Below are 16,000 nucleotides of genomic sequence, written 5' to 3'. Positions count from 1 at the left end.
CTATAAAACCTCCTCGATTCTCTGCTTGAACATTTCAAGGGAAAACTCTTTTGCACGTTTGATAATAATATCCTTTTTTGTATTTTTCCAATCACTCTCACAAATTCTTTTTATAGATTCAGCAAGAATTTTTGAATTTTTCGGTGGAACCACAAGTCCTGTTTTTTCGTGAATGTTGTAGTAACTTGTTCCAGTCCCAAGTTCTGTGGTTATAACAGGTGTTCCACATGCCATCGCTTCCAGTCCTACCAGTCCAAATGCTTCAGCTCTGCTAATGGATGGGAGCACGAACACATCAGCAGCTGAATAGTACTCTGGTAGCTCATCGTATGGAACATGATCCAAAAAGACAACTCTTTTCTCAACCTCAAGCTTCTGAGCAAATCGTTTTAATTCTTCTTCTTTTCTACCTTTTCCAATTATCACTAAACCATATTTTTCCTCAAGCATTGTCATGGCTCTTGTTAGGTACTCCAATCCTTTGTATCTCGCAAGGCGACCGATATAGAGAACTATTTTTTCAGGTGGTTTTGGAAACAAAGATACGAGGTATTCACGCTTATTAGGATTTCTTGGATAAAAATGTGAAGTATCGACAAACAAGGGGATCACCGCTATTTTCTCTTTGTAATCTTTTAAGATATTGGAACTCTCAACTATATTTGGTGATGTGACTATTATCTTGTCCATTGAATCTAAGAATCGTTTAACGAAAAAAAGATTGTACACAGCACCTATTACTCCATATTCAACTATATCAGCATGATAGACACATATTTTTTCACTCTGGATTTTCCTGTAGAGCAAATAATACAATTCAGGTTGTCCAGTGGGAAAATTAAAAATAATTTGCCTTGCTCTCCGAGATATCTTCAAAAACAATTCTCTGAATTTTATTGAAATCCTTACTGTTTTTCCACGAAAAATACTTGGCAATCTGATAATTTCAATTCCATTTGTTTCTTCCCTACTTAAGAGGTTAGACTTGTTAAAGGTAAGTACTGTCACTTTTTTTTGTGCGACAATGACTCTGCTAGAACTTTAACGACAGTCTCAACTCCTCCGATTTCTGGATAGTAGGCTTTACTCACTATGAGTATGTCTGTAGCTTTTACTTCGCCCCTCTCCGCCATAACACAGCCTCCAATGTCTGCAGGATGATTCGAAGGTCAAGGAAGATGTTTCTATTCTTCACGTACCAGAGGTCGTACTCTGTCTTCTTCCTGTAATCTTCAAGTGTGGTGGTGTGCTTGTAGTTCAGCTGTGCCCAACCGGTGATACCCGGTTTGACGAGCAGACGCATATTGTAAAAAGGAATCTGTTCTTTCATCATGTTATGAAACTCAACCATCTCAGGACGAGGACCGACCACACTCATGTCACCTTTCAAGACGTTCAGAAACTGTGGAGACTCATCTATTCTCAGTTTTCTAATGATCCTTCCCACTCTCAATGGTCTTTCCTCTATAGCTCTGTTTGGATTTGCTGGGTCGATCTTTCCATTTCGCAGGGAACGAAGTTTGTAGATGATGAAAGTTTTCCCGTCTTTTCCCACCCTCTTCTGCCTGAACACAACGGGCCTTCCATCTTCCAGGTATATAATTATACCAACGACGAGTATGATGGGAGAGAAGACAGCGAGGGCGATCAGAGAGACAGCGATGTCCAGGATTCTTTTTGCCGGAGAGTCGTCACTTACAGCGCTGAAGCAAACTTCGTAGTACTCTCTGAACTTTTCCAGAACCTTCAGGGAGATTCTCTTGAGTGTCTTTTCCACAAGGTTTGGAAGGTATTCCAAGTTCTCAACTTGGACTTTCTCTAAGATGTGTTCGAACTGAGGATCTGCGAGGAGAACTGCGTCGTAGAGTTTTTGCTTTGCTTTCACCGTCTCGACGGAGGGATTGATGTACTCGACGAATCTGTATCTTCCAAGGGATTTCTCTTCGATCTCTTTCAGAACAGGTTCGATCTCTTCTCTTCTTCCCAGAACGAGATATCTCTTCACGGGTAGTTTTTTTGTGAACAGCCTGTGCACCAGAACGTTTAAAACGGGAACCCCTGCCGAGGAGAACAGGAAGTTCCCGAAGAAATGGTATCTGTTTATTTCGTTTTCAAACAAGGGGTAGAACATCAAAACGATGATAAAACCAGCTATCGTTCCCACTACGGTTCTTATCAGCTGTTCGTTGTAACTTTGAAGGCTTTCTGTGTCGTAGAGCCTGAAGGCAAAAAAAGAGAGTGTCAAACTTACAGTGAACAGGATCGCTGAGAACCAGTTAAAAAAGAGGAGGTTGAATGAGAAAACTACCAGGAAATCTATGAGGATTAACCCGTTCAATCTGTCTCCTCCTCTTCGTCAATTCTCAGAAACACCTGTACACTCCTATGCACTTTTCCGCGTACGATGGATCTGTCGCGTACCCGAGTCTTTGAAGAAGTTCGAAGTATCTCTCTGGTTCCTTTCTACACTCCCAGGCTTTATTATAACACTCTTTGATAAGAATCAAGTAGGCGATCATACTGTTTTCTGGGCTGACAAAAATTTGAAACGTATCGATCGTTTTCACTCCATCGAATTCTTTCGTTTCTGCTTCAACTCCACCCTCGAGCCAGGAAAGTTTCTTTATGCCAAAAAGGTTGTTTCCCACCGTGTGCCTTCCCCAGCCGGTTTCGAGGGCGGACTGGGCAAGGAGTATCTTTGAGTCCATTCCGGTGAGCTTTCCCAGAAGAAAGGCGGTTTCGCTGAACCTTTTGAGAAATTCCTCTTTCATTTTATCACCTCCGGAAAAAAGAAAGCGGGGATGCCCCCGCTTTCAGTTTTCGATCTTTTCGTCGAGGTCTTCTGGATAACACGGCTCTTTGAGATACTCAGGTTTGAGCACGTTGAAAGGATAATCACAACAGCGAGGAGGTGTTTTCCCTGCTACGATGTCGTTCATCTTTCTGTTTACGATGCACCTGAAGTAGGGTTCGAACTCTCCTTTGTCTTTGTTCCACAGTTTGTGTGCGTAGCAAAACAGGTAACAGATCGTCTGGTAGAGGTCTTCGTAGGAGAGGAACTTGTATCCGAATTTCTTGAAGTAATGTCCCGCTTTTTTCTTCAGATCTGGTTCGTATTTTTGAAAAAGCAAATCGATGGAGAGATCTTCGTCCTTTGTGTTCTCGAGTTTTCTTCTGGTGTGATCAGGCATTGTTCCACACCCGATCGTTGAAGAAGTCCACCACGAAGTCTATGGCGTAGTCCAGGATGTGATCCAGGATATCGTCGTCGAAGGGAAGGTCGATTCCGAAGCTGTCGAAGAGACCGAAGACGATCTCTTTCACTTCCTCCTTCTTGGACTCACCGTCCCCCGGTCTTTCGACCAGGGAGACGGCGAGCGGGAGGACGTCCTTGAGAAATGGAAGTATTGTCATCATACAGACGCCCTCCCTTCGTCACTGGATGAGATCGAAGAATTCGTTCGAGTTGGTTTCAACTATCACTGCTCTGTCGATCGTGTAGCCTTCCAGGACTTTTGAGTCCACAAGCGTCTGCATGGCTGCCTGAACCTGATCCGCTGTGAGACCGTCAGCTGGACTGTTCACTATGATTCTCCTTCTCTTTCCCTCTGCCTCGTTGTAAAAATCCATGTACAATCTCTTCATGCCACTTCACCTCCTCATATGGTTTCGTACGTGACGAGCTGGGCGGAAACGTAGGTGTAGCTCGAGAGAGAATCGAGGGCGTTCACCGCATTTGCAAGGTCCTGTGCCGTCGCGTTTGAACTGACGGAGATGGTCTGTCTTCTCGTCACAGGGTTTCCGTTTTCGTCCACTTCACCTGTTGCCCACACGATCCTGAGGGCCTTTTCCATGATAACACCTCCTGTGAATTTTTTGGTGGGCTGCGCAGCCGCTCCATATATTATAGTCCGTGTTTTTGACATAGATTGTGTAACGGTTGTGTTAGGATGAAAAATCTATTTTATGTATTCAACATATTAATGAATAAAAGACGGTTAACGAATCAGTTCTGATTCGGTCTTTTTCCGGACATAAGGTATAATCTTCAACAGAAAAAACGAAGAGGAGGGTTCGGCATGAAAAGAGTGCTGATCTTTCTGTTTCTCTTAGCTGCGGTGTTTTCTCTGTCCTACACCATAAGAAAGGGAGACGTTTTGAGGATCGAAGTGGTGGGATACCCAGATCTGACGAGAAGTTGCGCAGTGGACATAGAAGGTGCGATCACGTTTCCGTACGTGGGACGTGTGAAGGTGGAAGGCCTCAGTGTGGACCAGGTGACAGAGTTTCTCAAAGAGAGGCTCTCCAAGAGTTTTTCTGATCCTGAGGTGATCGTGTCTCTTCAGCAGATCGCACCGAGGAACGTTTACGTCTCCGGTGTTGTGAACAGAGTGGTAGACATGGGAATAGAAGATCTCAGCGTTTCTGAACTTCTCTCTCTTCTCTCTGTGGATCTTTCCTCCGTTGACCTTTCGAAGGTGAAGGTCCTCAGGGATGGGAAGGTCTTTGAACTGGATCTCTCCTCGCTTCTCTGGGGAGAAGCTCCCGATAAGGACGTGGTGCTCCAGGAAGACGATCAGGTGATACTTCCAGAAAAGAGCTACACGGAGTTCGTGAAGGTCGTTGGAGCCGTGGCAAAGCCCGGGATCTACCCCTACAGAAGAGAGATGACCCTGCTCGACGCCGTAGCGGCAGCGGGTGGCACCACACAGGAGAGTTCAGGAAAGATAATCGTCCTCTCGAAGGACCAAACGACCGAGATATCTGAGAAAGATCTCTATCAAAAGAACCTTCTTCTGAAGCCGGGAGACACGGTCCACGTTCAAAAGATCGACGAGAGGTTCGCCTACGTTGTGGGAGCGGTGGCAAGACCGGGAATGTACACCTTCTCCAGAGAAGAGTCTCTCACGCTCAAGAACCTCGTGGCGAAGGCCGGCGGAGTCTCCGTTGATAACAGATACATAGAAAAGGTTCTGATCACAAGGAATGGAAAAACCACGGAGTACGCACCGGAAGTGCTGGATGAGAACGTTCAGCTGAATGTCGGAGATGTCGTTGAGATAAAAAAATACGAAGAGACAAGAGTCTATGTATCAGGATATGTGGCAAGACCAGGTGTTTACGAGATCTCTCCGAAAGAATCGGTGACCCTGGAAAAGCTCCTCTCGATGGCAGGAGGGTTCAGAGGAAGTGTTGAAGAAATCGATTCGATCGTCATCACAAGAGGCGGAAGCACTGTGGAGCTTTCACCAGACAAGTTAGATTTTCTTGTGAAACCCGGCGACGTAGTGAACGTGAAGGAGTTCGTTCCAAAGAAGGCTTACATCCTCGGGTACGTGAGAAGCCCCGGGCTTTACGCCTTTGGAAAGGATGAGGCGTTCACGCTGAGAAACCTCATAGCGAAGGCCGGTGGGTTCATCGATGAAAGTCAGGTTGTCTCCGTGAAACTGTCTGGAAAGGAATACTTCCCAGAGGAGATAGTGGAAAAAGAGATTCCCCTCGAAGACGGAGTGTTCGTCTACGTGGAGAAATACACGGACAGGTTCGTTTACATGGTGGGAGACAATGCTACAAGGAACGGAAGGATGAGTTTTGCTAAGGACGAACCCTTCACACTCTCGACGGCCCTGAAGAAGTACGGGATCGAGGATTTCTCTCTTGTGAAGAGTCTTTCACTTTTGAGAGACGGTGAAGAAAAGAGCTTCGATCCAGAGAAGGTATTGACGGAGGATGTTTCTCTCAAAACAGGCGACACGATCCTCGTGAAGACGATACAGACGAAGAGGGTCTATTTCACCGGGGACGTGTACGGATACGTCGATTTTGCGAAAGACGAAGACATCACACTTGAGAAAGCCCTCGCGAGGTTCGGAAAAATACAGAAGAAGTACATAGCGGGATTGAAGGTGCGCTCGAGCGGAAAGGTGCAGGAACTGGCGGAAGTTACCGATCTTTCGCTCGAAGACGGTGCGGTTGTCGAAGTGGATGTGAAAGAAGCCGTCAGAGTCTACGTGGACGGCTTTGTGAAGGTGCCTCAGATGGTTGTCTTCGAGCCCGATGAGTCGGCTCTCTTAGACAGAGCCATTGTGAAGGCGGGAGGGTACAAAGAAGACGCTCTCTTCGAAGCGGGCAACGTGGTCGTTCTGAGAAACGGCGGTGAGATCACCGTTCCTGAAAGCCAGCTCAGCTTGTTCGAGCTGAAGGACGGTGACCTCGTGTACGTGAAATACACCGAAAGACCTCACGTTTACGTCTTCGGAGAAGGCATCACGAACACGCTCGTGACCTTCAAAGACGAGGAAACACCAACGCTCAGGAACGTCCTGGGCAAGGTGGGCGGTGTAAAGAGCACGGGATCGAGCAGGATCGTCGTTGTGAGTCCATCGGGTGAGAAGAAAGAAGTGTATTATGAAGACGTGATCAACACAGGTGGGCCTGTTCTTGAGAGCGGAAGCGTGGTCTTCGTGCCTCTTGAGACGGAGAACTTCGCCTACGTCGTGGGAGAGGTGGTAAGACCCGGTGCGTACGAGCTCAAAGGAGACGTGACACTTCTGAAGCTCATAGCACAGGCCGGTGGGCTGAGCAACTGGGCCCTGAAGACGAAGGTGATCCTGAGAAGGGGAGAGAATGAAACGACTTACGACTTCACGAACATAGACGAGGTGCAGAAGGTGAAGATAGAGCCAGGAGACGTGGTGTACGTACCACCCGTTGAAACGAACTACGTGTACGTGCTCGGTAACGTGAGGACACCGGGTATCGTGAAGGTGGACAGGTACTCGACGGTGTTCGATGTGGTGATGAGGGCCGGTGGGTTCACAGACAGAGCCGCCACAAGCAGGATATTCTTATTCAAGGGAGGACCTCAGGGAGAGGTCACCGTTTGCGATCTCTCAGGAGTTCTTTCTGGAAAGGGTGGAGGTGTGAATCCGAACGTCGCACCGGGTGATGTGGTCTTCGTTCCCGACAACCCGCTCATACAGGTGACAGAGGCGCTCTCCATAGTGAACACCGTGATAAACACAATCAGCAACGTCAGAGACTTCATGGGGTGGTAACGTGAGGAGATTGGTTTCAATTTTGATAGCTCTGCCGGTTCTCATCTTCGCCGGTATGAATGTCTCCTTCGATCTTTCTTATGAGAACGGCTTCAAATGGACGGGAGAGCTGTCCGAGAGTGTGTGGCTCGACGAGGACTGGCAGTTCAACTGCAGAGCCGGTGTGGGCAAGGGCTTCGGGATAGTTCACACCGGTATCATCGATGAACTCAAAAAGCTAGTGGAGTTCTACTACATCCCGGAGGCGAACCTTTCTGGGAAGGTAGGCCCCTTTAAGCTGAAGGCGGGGATCCTGAACGAGGAGAGGGGTCCCGGGATCGACAAACTCTTTCTGGACAACAACTCCCGCTTTTACGGCTTTCCCGGGTTTTCTCTGAATTACTCCCGAAACAACTGGCACGTTGAATCACTCTGGCTTCGTATAAACGACGAAAAGAGCTTCAACTACAGAACGGTGGTGTTCGACCTTGGATTCTTGAAGATCGCCTACGAGGACGCCGTGGTTTATCTGAACGAGGTGTTCAATCCTTACTACTTCTTCGTTCCTATCCCAACGATCGCCGTACAGGAGATCTGGCAGTACCAGGAGGGGGCTCCCTGGAGGGATCCTTCAGAGAACGCGAACGCCCTCATGGGAGGATGGGTTGAGTTCAATTTCGGTGCGGGAAGGGTATATTTCGAGGCACTGATAGACGACATGAGCCTGAACAGGCTCCTTGGAACAGGAGGATATCTGAACCCGGACAAGATAGCACTCCTTCTCGGCGGTGAATACAGAACGGGTCCCTGGAGATTCTACGGAGAAGCCTCCGGTGCGAGCGCGTACACCTTCGAGAGGACAAGCTCAAACGTTCCCTACGAATACACGTACTTTTCCGAAGGAGCGATCGAAGACAGGATGATCGGATACAAATACGGTGAAAACTCTTTTTCTTTGAAACTCGGCCTTGAACGCTCTCTTGGCTGGTGTTCTCTCGGTGTTATGTACCACTACCTCGTCTATGGAGACAGAACACCAGAGGAGCCCTGGCACGGTGAACAGATGCCCCCCGACACGAAATGGCTCATCGGCGATCTCACAGAGGAACACACGGTGAAGGTGTCCCTGAAGGCCTTCTTTGGAGAGTACGGAGGAAACGTGGATGTCTGGTGGAACAGCCTCAATGGGCTCGGTCTGGAGGTGAAGCTCGAAGTTGGCTTTTGAAGTGAAGAACATCGTTTTCGATCTTGGAGGGGTCCTGATCGACTGGAGACCGTGTGAGTACCTGATCGAGTCTTTCCCAAAAGAGGTGGCGAGGGTTCTCGAGAAAGAGATCTTCAAGCACGAGGACTGGAAGTTGATGGACAGAGGTGTTCTTCCTGAGAACAAGCTGTGGGAAAAGAAGAAGAGAGAGCTTTCTGGGTTCAGAGAGTACGTAGAAAGGCTTGAAAGGGAAGTTCCAGAACTTTTGAGACCCATTGAAGAGAACGTGAAACTTCTTCCAGCTCTGAAAAGGACCTTCAAACTCTACGCTCTTTCCAACTACGGGAGGATCTACTTCGAGATGGTGAGGGAAAGGTACGATTTCTTCGAACTCTTCGACGGCATGGTGATTTCCTCTCATGTGGGCTACCTGAAACCTGAGAAAGAGATATACCTCGAGCTGATCAGAAGATACAAGATTGTACCTGAAGAGAGCCTCTTCATAGACGACACACCGGAAAACGTCGAGGCCGCAAGAGAACTTGGCTTTCGGGCTGTTCATCTCGAAGAGCCGTTGAGATTGAAAGAGATTCTGATCAGAGAGCTGAAGATTGAACTGTGAGGGGATGATCGTGAGAAAGTGGTGGGTTTTCTTTGCTGTGATTGTCTCTTCTGTTTTGTTTTCAGAGCCGTTGATCACAGAGCTCGCACCTCAGATGGTTTACGAGTACGTTCTCGAAGGAAAAGCGCTTCCCGGTGTTCTTCCCATGCCTTCTGGTGAGAGAGAAAATAGAGTTTCTCTTGAGATCTCACCGTTTTTTTATTTCGGGAATTTTCAGGGAAAGACAAAAACGGGATGGTTCGTCCTCTCTGATCCTCCCTGGGAGAACTTCTACCTGTACGAGAACACTCCTTACTTTTTGAACGTTTCTTTCGAAGGCTTCGTGGGAGAGATTTCGTTTTACACAGAGATCCCCTTCACAAACAACTACAGCGACTTTTATCTGGACCTTCACAGCAATGTTCCACCACTGTGGAAAGAACTTTCGAGCGCCGATTCGACTTTTCCGTACACCGCTTACGGTGTTTACGATGGTGAGAATTTCTACGTAGCCGTTGGAAGATCGAAGATCAGATGGGGAAGCTCCGAGTTTCCCGTTGTGATCTCGGATGTGAGTCCTTACTTCAGCCATTTCACGTTCTCAACGAAGGCCCAGGTACAGTACACGTTCCACCTGATCTCGATAAATCCCGTTTTGACAACTGAAGAGTGGGAAAAACAGAGTACTTTCAGGCCTGTGAACGCAGATCCCCTCTCTCCGTACACCGAGAAGGTGAAAACCTTGGTAGCCCACAGGCTCGACTTTCACCCCTTTGAGAACTTCAGGTTCAGTGCGGGAGAGCTCACGATGATCGGCGGAAAGTACCCCGATCTTTTCTCAGCGAGTCCCTTCGCAATCTGGCACAACAACTACAACGAAGGCTACACGAACTCTATGGCGGTGCTTGACTTCTCTTACGTTCCGCTGAAAGGCTGGGAGATCCACGGAGAGTTCGCTCTCGACGATCTTGTGGGAACGACTGAGAACGAATCGAAACCAACAGCCTACGCCTTCAACGTGGGAGCAAGAAAGGTGTTTTCTGCGGGAAGCTTGAAAGGAGTTCTGGGTGTCGAGTACGCTCTGGCTACAAAGTTCGTGTACAACACGTTCCTTCCCTACTTGAAGTTCAACAACAGATTCGTCTATCTCACCAATTTTCCTCCCTCCAGAACGATCGTTGACTATCCGGTGGGGTTTGCCTTCGGACCGGATGCGAGGATCTTCAACGCCTCGCTTGAGCTGTTCGGAAAAGATCTGAACCTTGGGGTGAACGCTTTCTACCTGGTGAAAGGGCCGAACACACTGCAGTCGGAGTATCCGAAGGAAGAGGAGGGAGAAACAAAAAAAGTACCCGGTTTGAGCATAAGAGGGAGTGTGAAGAATTTTCTCTTTTCTTTAGAGCTGTTTGAAGGAAGCGCGAGTGTGGGACTCGGCATGAAATGGGAATTCTGAGGGAGGCGAAGAGATGAGGTGGTTTCTTCTTGTGGCAGGTGTGGTAATTCTTGTTGCTGGATGTACGCTGCCTGATTTGACAAGTGGTTTGCAGACCCCCGATTCTCTTGTGGTGAAAACGAGAGGGGAACCCGTTGCGGGAAGGTACGCGCTGATCGATGTTCAGGTGCTCGATAAGAGTGGAAATCCTGTTTCTGGCGTGACGGTGGAACTCTACAGGAAGATAAAAAATTCCTACGGTTCTTACTACGTGAAAGAAGATGAAGCGAAAACGGATTCCTTCGGATGGGCTGAACTTTCGTTTTTTTCTCCAAAAGAAGGTGAGTGCGATCTTTACGTTCAGGTGAAGGGAAATCCTTTTCTTATGGAAAACTTTTCCCTTGATTTTATCTCTCCAAAATGGCTCTTTGTGGTGTGGATGTGCGGGGACAACAATCTGTGGGGATACAGTGATCAAGATCTTGAAGAGATGAGAAACACCAACAAAAAAACGTCTCCGTGGTGGTGTTTTACGATGGGGGAGGTACGAGCGATGGAATTCTGGTTCTCGACAATGATGGAAACTGGAAAGCAATCATGGGAATAACGGGGGTAGACTTCAACAGCGGTTCTTACGAAGACCTCGAATACTGGTTGAAGTATGTCTTTGAGAACTTCTCGTCAACCTACAGAGCGCTGATCATGTGGGATCACGGAAGTGCGTGGATAGGTGATTCAATGTACGATTCTTCAAAAGCAATCAGCTTTGATGATACCTCCGGAAGCGCAATAGCAGTGAAAGATCTGAGAATGGCGCTTGAAAACGTGATCAACGGCGCTCTTGACGGACAGAAGCTCGACATTCTCGGGTTCGATGCGTGCCTTATGGGTTCTCTGGAGGTGATATACGAACTCAGAAACACGGCTCATTACATTGTGGCTTCCAGTTTCAACGAACCAGCGGATGGATGGAATTACAGTTTCTTGGATGAGATAACTCCCGATAGTACACAGTTCAGTGTGGCAGAGATGATTGTTGACAGTTACAGGGATTACTATTCTTCTCCCGCTTACGATTCTTACCGTCAAGATGGACTGAGCCTTGCGGTGTACGACACTTCGCAAGTAGAAGGTTTTGTTTCTGCTTTAGATTCATTCACTTATGATCTGAAAGCGAATCTGAGCAAGGTCGACGCGGTTTATTCTGATGTGGTGAAGAGTTACATTGACTATTACAATCGGCCCGTTCTTGTTGATCTCGGTGATTTTATAGACAAATGGGTGACAAAACTCTCTATAGCTCCCGATCCATCCTCGTTTGTTGTTCATTCCTACGGTGAAAAAGGTGATCGAAAACTCTTGGCTCCAGTCAGCATCTTCATGCCTGAAAGCAGGAGTGTGTATGGAATATATGAGAACGACTACATGACTCTCTCCTTCCCCAACGACACACAGTGGGATGAATTTCTGGTGTATTGGCTGCAGTGAAAAATAAAAGGAGGGGAAAATCCCCTCCTCATTTTTCCTCCACGTACGTTGAGTTTCTCCTCGTCAGGCCGTTCAGGATGAAGCCGTCTACCTTCTTCAGAGAGTGGAGCATCTTTAGATCTTCCGAGTAGGTGTGTTCGAGTCTGATCACGATGTACGTGGTGTCGCTTTTTTCCGCTACCGGGAGGAACTCCGGTGTTCTCTTCAGCGAAGGTGCGTCGATGATCACTTTGTCGTAGTGTTCTTTGAATTCTTCGAGGATCTCCGGGTTCCTCAAAAGGTCGAAGACGTCCTTTCTGTCGAATGGGCCATCGACGTTTTCCTCAGTGAGAAGAAGTACCTTTCCCTTCTTCGAGAGAAGGTGCGCCATGTGCTTTGCTGTGGTGCTCACACCCGCTCCGTCCTCTATTGCGGTGATGAACACCACCTTTCCTGCTTTCACTGCGGAAATTCCGAGGGCCTTTTCTATCACTTCACTTTTGTTTGTCAGAGGAACTCTCGCCACGATCTTTTCCACACCGAGGAGGTACTCCGCCTCACTTTCTGATTTGATTCTTCTGTCGGTGAACTCCGCGAAGAAGACAGCGAGGATGCCAAGAAATATTCCAAGCACCCCTCCGACCGCGAGGGTGAGTTTTTTGTTTGGCTTTGAGGGTGAGAGCGGTGGAACTGCCCAGTCTATGACGTTCGCGTTGGCGGTGATCGCTGCTTCAGATATGAGAGATTCATACTTTGCCTGAAGAAGAGTGGTGTAGATTGTTTCTTTCACTTTGTAGTCTCTTTCGAGTTCAATGAGTTGCTGTTCGAGTTCGGGAAGTTTTGAAAGTTCTTTTTCCATGTCCTCGTAGAGTTTCTTGAAGGCTTCGTACTGAGACTGATACAGGATTTTCTCCGACTCTGCCTTTATGAGACTGCTGAGTGCTTCTTCGTAGACGGGGTTGCCTGTTTTTTTCACCTGGGAGGTGAGAAGTCTTTTGAGCTCTATTTCGAGCTGTTTCTGTGTCTCCTGGAGTTCAGCTTTTTTCTGCACCACAGCCGGGTTTGTCTCTGTGTAACGTTCCATGAGACCAGCAAGCTCTATCTGAATGTTGATCATATTGCTTTTGAGTTGAGAAATGATAGGATCGAAGGTGATGCTGTCTTTGATCTGCTCGATTTCGATGTCGAGATCTTTGAGTTCTTTCGAGAAGAACTCAGACTGTTTCTGTGTTGCTTCCATGGCGATTCTGGCTTCTTCCATCTTTTGAAGAAGAGAAGCGTACCTGTCTATCAGAACCTGTGTCTGTGCTTCAACAGAATAAATTCTGTTCTGCTCTTTGAAGACCTTGAGTTTGCTTTCTGCTTCTTTGAGTTCTTGCTCCACCTTCGGGATCTGTTCTTCGAGGAACTCTTTTTTCGCCCCAAGCTGGGTTTTGGCGATGCTTTCACTGATCTTGACGTAATTTTCTACGATCTTGTTCGCCACCTCGGCGGCGAGCTTTGGATCCTGCCAGGTGAATTTAACTTCCAGTATGTTCGAATTTTTCACAGGCTCGACGGTTATGAGCTTTTCCACCATGTAGTTGTAAAGAGAGAGTTTCAAATCGTCTTCTGTGAGGCCGTTTTCCATAGCTTTTTTTATGTCTTTTTCATCGAGGAGTTTGTGGGCAAGGTCAAGCTCGTCTATCACGGCTACAATGTTTCTTCGAGAGAGCATGATCTGTATTTCGTCCTCGAGACTTCCTCCTCCAAAAAGTCCGGAAAGACCTCCGAGAAGACCTTCAACCGAAAGCCCAAGACTCATACCTTCCTGTGTGGAGACCTTCACTTTTGCAGAGGCTTCGTATTTTGGCGTGGCGAGTAAAAGATAAATCCCCGTTGCAAGGACCGTCAGAACGAGAACGATCCAGAAGAGTTTTGACCTTCTTTTGAACATCGAAAGGATATCGCCGAGCGTTAGTTCTCTTTCTTCCACAGCTTTCCCTCCTTGGTGTGTTCTGATTATATTCTATCAAAGCTGATTGGAATCCCACGGCGGTGCTTTTCTGCAAGTTCGAGGATCTTCTTCACTCTCTCTACTTTTTCTGGGTCTTCGTCTTCCAAACTCTCTCCCCTGTCGATCTTCATCAGTATGCGGTCAAGCTCCATGTAGCTCATGCCGAAGGCCATCTCATCTGTGACACCCGGAATGAGATCTGGAGACGGCGGTTTCTTCTGGATCTTCTCCGGGATGTTCAGCTCTCTTGCGAGTTCAAAAACCTGCGTTTTGTAGAGATGCATGATGGGTTCTATATCCACAGCCTCGTCACCCCACTTCACGTACAGGCCTGTGAGGTACTCCGTTCTGTTCGTCGTTCCCACAACGGCGTAGCCTCTCTTCTCCGCCTCGAAGTAGAGAAGGCACATTCTGATTCTGTGTTTTATTCTGTAGTAGGCGAGGCCTTTCAGAAACTCGTCGGGACCGGAGTTTCTGAGGTCGTCCAGGAAGGGATCCTTCGAAAGAGAGTTCCATTTGTTGAGGACGTATCTTTTCACGACCGATTCTGGAAAAAAGAGTTTTGGTGGAAAGAGCCTGTAGACACCTATTTTTCTCAAGATGGGAGTGATGGGTTTTATTTTGTACTCAACTTTCAGGCTTTCGCAGAGTTCAACGGCGTCTTTCACCGAATCTTTTGAAGAGTCGCGCTCTGGAAGAATGAGACCAAACACACGATCTTTTCCGAGCGCTTGAACACACAGAGAAAGAACGACGGCGGAGTCGATCCCACCGCTCACTCCGACAACCGCTCCTCTGTAGTTGTACTCTTCTATCTTTTCTTTTATGAAACTGATGAGACTTTCTTTCACTGCTATCACCCTCTGGGATTTTAACATGTAGAATTAAGACAGGGGGGATTCGCATGATGATAGTAATTATTGTAATTCTCGTCATTGTAGTTTTCATCTTGGCGAGGAATCTTCTAAAAATGTCACGCGAGATTCAAGAGCTCAAAGGAACAGCCGAAAGCAGGGCTATGAAGATGTTTGAAGACTGGAAGAAGAACGAGTGGGAACTTCAGAGAAAAGTTCTTGAGGCAAATTTGAAAAGAGAATACGAAGTGAGGTTTCAGGAGTGGAAGTTGGCGGAAGAAAAAAAGATCAGAGAGGATGCTATCAATAAAAGCAGGAGCGTGATCATGGGACAGGTCACGGAGCATCTCATACCGTACTTTCCGGATTTCAAGTACAATTCAAAAGATGCGAGGTTTATAGGAACACCCGTGGATTTCGTGGTCTTTGATGGTTTGAGTGAGGGAAACGTTAAGAAGATAGTGTTCGTGGAAGTTAAAACGGGAAAAACAGGGAATCTGTCCACCAGAGAAAGACAGGTGAGAGATGTGGTGGAAAGGAAAGAAGTCTACTGGGAAAAATTGCACTATCAGGGGGAATGATTTTATGTTCATCGGCTTTGGATACGACAGACACCCCCTTGTTGAGGGAAGAAGGCTTATTCTGGCGGGTGTGGAGATAGACTCTCCTGTTGGAAGTCTCGGCCACTCGGACGGTGATGTTCTTTCACATGCGATAATAGATGCTCTGCTTGGAGCCGTTGGCCTTGGCGACATAGGAACGTGGTTTCCGGAGACGGAAGAGTACAGAGGCGCAATCAGCTTTGAGCTTCTGAAAAAGACGATGGGCATGATAGAAGAAAGAGGGTTCAAGGTGATAAACGTTGACTCGACGGTTGTCCTCTCCGGTGTGAGGATGTCAGCTTACAGGGATAGAATCGTCGAGAATCTGAAGAGCGTGTTGAAAACACCCCACGTGAACGTGAAGTTCAAAAGCGGAAACACCTTGGGATTCGAAGGTGAAGGCAGAGGCATCTCAGCTTACGCGGTGTGCCTTTTGGAGGAGAAAGAATGTACGAAGAGTACATAAGGGACTGGGTAGAGAGAAAAAGAAAGAAGAAGAAAAGATGAAGGTGTTATCTCAGAAGGCCCTCAAAGAGGCAAAGAGGATCGCAGAAGTGCTGAGGGAAAAGTACGGCGTAGGAAAAGTGGTTCTTTTTGTCTCTCTTGCAAAGTACCTGAGAGGAACAGGCGAGTTCACAGAAAGGTCCGACATCGATCTTGCGGTGGAAGGCCTCCCGAAAGAGGAATATTTCAGGGTGCTTTCTGAAATCAACAGGTTCTCTGAGTTCGAGATAGATCTGATCGATCTTGAAGGATGTCCCGAGTTTCTCAAAAGATTGATCGAAAGAGAGGGGATAGAGATTTGAA

The 16,000-nt window shown here is 47.4% G+C and carries 19 protein-coding genes; 9 read left to right on the top strand and 10 right to left on the bottom strand.

Annotated elements, in window-relative coordinates:
- From CELL2_RS01505 to CELL2_RS01475, 8 genes are read right to left on the bottom strand one after another with little or no spacing between them, the layout of a single operon-like run.
- A complete protein-coding gene (locus CELL2_RS01505; RefSeq protein WP_038033768.1) occupies nt 1–1,008 on the bottom strand; it encodes a glycosyltransferase in 1,008 nt (335 codons plus the stop codon).
- Entirely contained in the window at nt 1,005–1,133 is a 129-nt protein-coding gene (locus CELL2_RS09765) for a hypothetical protein (protein WP_255327267.1), read from the bottom strand. The genes CELL2_RS01505 and CELL2_RS09765 overlap by 4 nt, the downstream gene beginning before the upstream one ends.
- On the bottom strand, nt 1,112–2,338 hold the full coding sequence (locus CELL2_RS01500) for a sugar transferase (RefSeq protein ID WP_038033769.1): 1,227 nt from the start codon (nt 2,336–2,338) through the stop codon (nt 1,112–1,114). Before CELL2_RS01500 ends, CELL2_RS09765 begins: the two co-directional genes overlap by 22 nt.
- 25 nt (nt 2,339–2,363) lie before the next feature.
- On the bottom strand, nt 2,364–2,771 hold the full coding sequence (locus CELL2_RS01495) for a glycoside hydrolase family 73 protein (protein ID WP_038033770.1): 408 nt from the start codon (nt 2,769–2,771) through the stop codon (nt 2,364–2,366).
- Nucleotides 2,772–2,813: 42 nt separating this feature from the next.
- Nucleotides 2,814–3,191: a sigma factor gene (locus CELL2_RS01490; protein WP_012310443.1), complete on the bottom strand. Its 378-nt coding sequence runs from the start codon at nt 3,189–3,191 to the stop codon at nt 2,814–2,816.
- On the bottom strand, nt 3,184–3,417 hold the full coding sequence (locus tag CELL2_RS01485) for a hypothetical protein (RefSeq protein WP_038033772.1): 234 nt from the start codon (nt 3,415–3,417) through the stop codon (nt 3,184–3,186). The genes CELL2_RS01490 and CELL2_RS01485 overlap by 8 nt, the downstream gene beginning before the upstream one ends.
- An 18-nt stretch (nt 3,418–3,435) precedes the next feature.
- Nucleotides 3,436–3,645, bottom strand: a complete 210-nt coding sequence (locus tag CELL2_RS01480) for a DUF2922 domain-containing protein (protein WP_038033773.1) — start codon at nt 3,643–3,645, stop codon at nt 3,436–3,438.
- A 14-nt stretch (nt 3,646–3,659) separates the two neighbouring features.
- Nucleotides 3,660–3,854: a DUF1659 domain-containing protein gene (locus CELL2_RS01475; RefSeq protein WP_038033775.1), complete on the bottom strand. Its 195-nt coding sequence runs from the start codon at nt 3,852–3,854 to the stop codon at nt 3,660–3,662.
- 225 nt (nt 3,855–4,079) lie between these two features.
- Between CELL2_RS01475 and CELL2_RS01470 the strand changes: the two genes are divergently transcribed.
- From CELL2_RS01470 to CELL2_RS01450, 6 genes are read left to right on the top strand one after another with little or no spacing between them, the layout of a single operon-like run.
- On the top strand, nt 4,080–7,058 hold the full coding sequence (locus tag CELL2_RS01470; RefSeq protein WP_038033777.1) for an SLBB domain-containing protein: 2,979 nt from the start codon (nt 4,080–4,082) through the stop codon (nt 7,056–7,058).
- A 1-nt stretch (nt 7,059) separates the two neighbouring features.
- The gene (locus CELL2_RS01465) at nt 7,060–8,262 is read left to right on the top strand and encodes a hypothetical protein (RefSeq protein WP_038033779.1); all 1,203 of its coding nucleotides are present in this window, start codon (nt 7,060–7,062) and stop codon (nt 8,260–8,262) included.
- Nucleotides 8,252–8,863 carry an HAD family phosphatase gene (locus CELL2_RS01460; RefSeq protein ID WP_052123918.1) on the top strand — a complete coding sequence of 204 codons (612 nt, stop codon included), beginning with the start codon at nt 8,252–8,254 and terminating at the stop codon, nt 8,861–8,863. Before CELL2_RS01465 ends, CELL2_RS01460 begins: the two co-directional genes overlap by 11 nt.
- Nucleotides 8,864–8,867: 4 nt before the next feature.
- Nucleotides 8,868–10,295, top strand: a complete 1,428-nt coding sequence (locus CELL2_RS01455; protein ID WP_038033905.1) for a hypothetical protein — start codon at nt 8,868–8,870, stop codon at nt 10,293–10,295.
- A 13-nt stretch (nt 10,296–10,308) separates the two neighbouring features.
- Entirely contained in the window at nt 10,309–10,881 is a 573-nt protein-coding gene (locus CELL2_RS09445; protein WP_235231252.1) for a hypothetical protein, read from the top strand.
- The gene (locus CELL2_RS01450) at nt 10,800–11,762 is read left to right on the top strand and encodes a clostripain-related cysteine peptidase (RefSeq protein WP_235231251.1); all 963 of its coding nucleotides are present in this window, start codon (nt 10,800–10,802) and stop codon (nt 11,760–11,762) included. The genes CELL2_RS09445 and CELL2_RS01450 overlap by 82 nt, the downstream gene beginning before the upstream one ends.
- A 28-nt stretch (nt 11,763–11,790) precedes the next feature.
- Here the strand turns inward: CELL2_RS01450 and CELL2_RS01445 are convergent, their stop codons facing one another.
- On the bottom strand, nt 11,791–13,716 hold the full coding sequence (locus CELL2_RS01445) for an exopolysaccharide transport family protein (protein WP_038033781.1): 1,926 nt from the start codon (nt 13,714–13,716) through the stop codon (nt 11,791–11,793).
- Between the two features lie 26 nt (nt 13,717–13,742).
- Nucleotides 13,743–14,588: an NAD(+) synthase gene (gene nadE / locus CELL2_RS01440; protein ID WP_038033782.1), complete on the bottom strand. Its 846-nt coding sequence runs from the start codon at nt 14,586–14,588 to the stop codon at nt 13,743–13,745.
- A 53-nt stretch (nt 14,589–14,641) separates the two neighbouring features.
- Here nadE and CELL2_RS01435 point away from each other — a divergent pair, with 53 nt between their 5' ends.
- From CELL2_RS01435 to CELL2_RS01425, 3 genes are read left to right on the top strand one after another with little or no spacing between them, the layout of a single operon-like run.
- Nucleotides 14,642–15,172 (top strand): Holliday junction resolvase-like protein, encoded by a 531-nt coding sequence (locus CELL2_RS01435; RefSeq protein ID WP_012310436.1) that lies wholly within the window; start codon nt 14,642–14,644, stop codon nt 15,170–15,172.
- A gap of 4 nt (nt 15,173–15,176) precedes the next feature.
- Nucleotides 15,177–15,659, top strand: coding sequence for a 2-C-methyl-D-erythritol 2,4-cyclodiphosphate synthase (gene ispF, locus CELL2_RS01430; protein WP_038033784.1), 483 nt, complete (start codon nt 15,177–15,179; stop codon nt 15,657–15,659).
- A 37-nt stretch (nt 15,660–15,696) separates the two neighbouring features.
- On the top strand, nt 15,697–15,999 hold the full coding sequence (locus CELL2_RS01425) for a nucleotidyltransferase family protein (RefSeq protein WP_052132630.1): 303 nt from the start codon (nt 15,697–15,699) through the stop codon (nt 15,997–15,999).
- The last annotated feature ends 1 nt before the right edge of the window (nt 16,000 follow it).

Source organism: Thermotoga sp. Cell2 (assembly GCF_000789375.1).
Taxonomy (GTDB): domain Bacteria; phylum Thermotogota; class Thermotogae; order Thermotogales; family Thermotogaceae; genus Thermotoga; species Thermotoga petrophila.
Note: the sequence above shows the minus strand (reverse complement) of the source record. Positions and strands in the feature narration are given on the sequence as shown.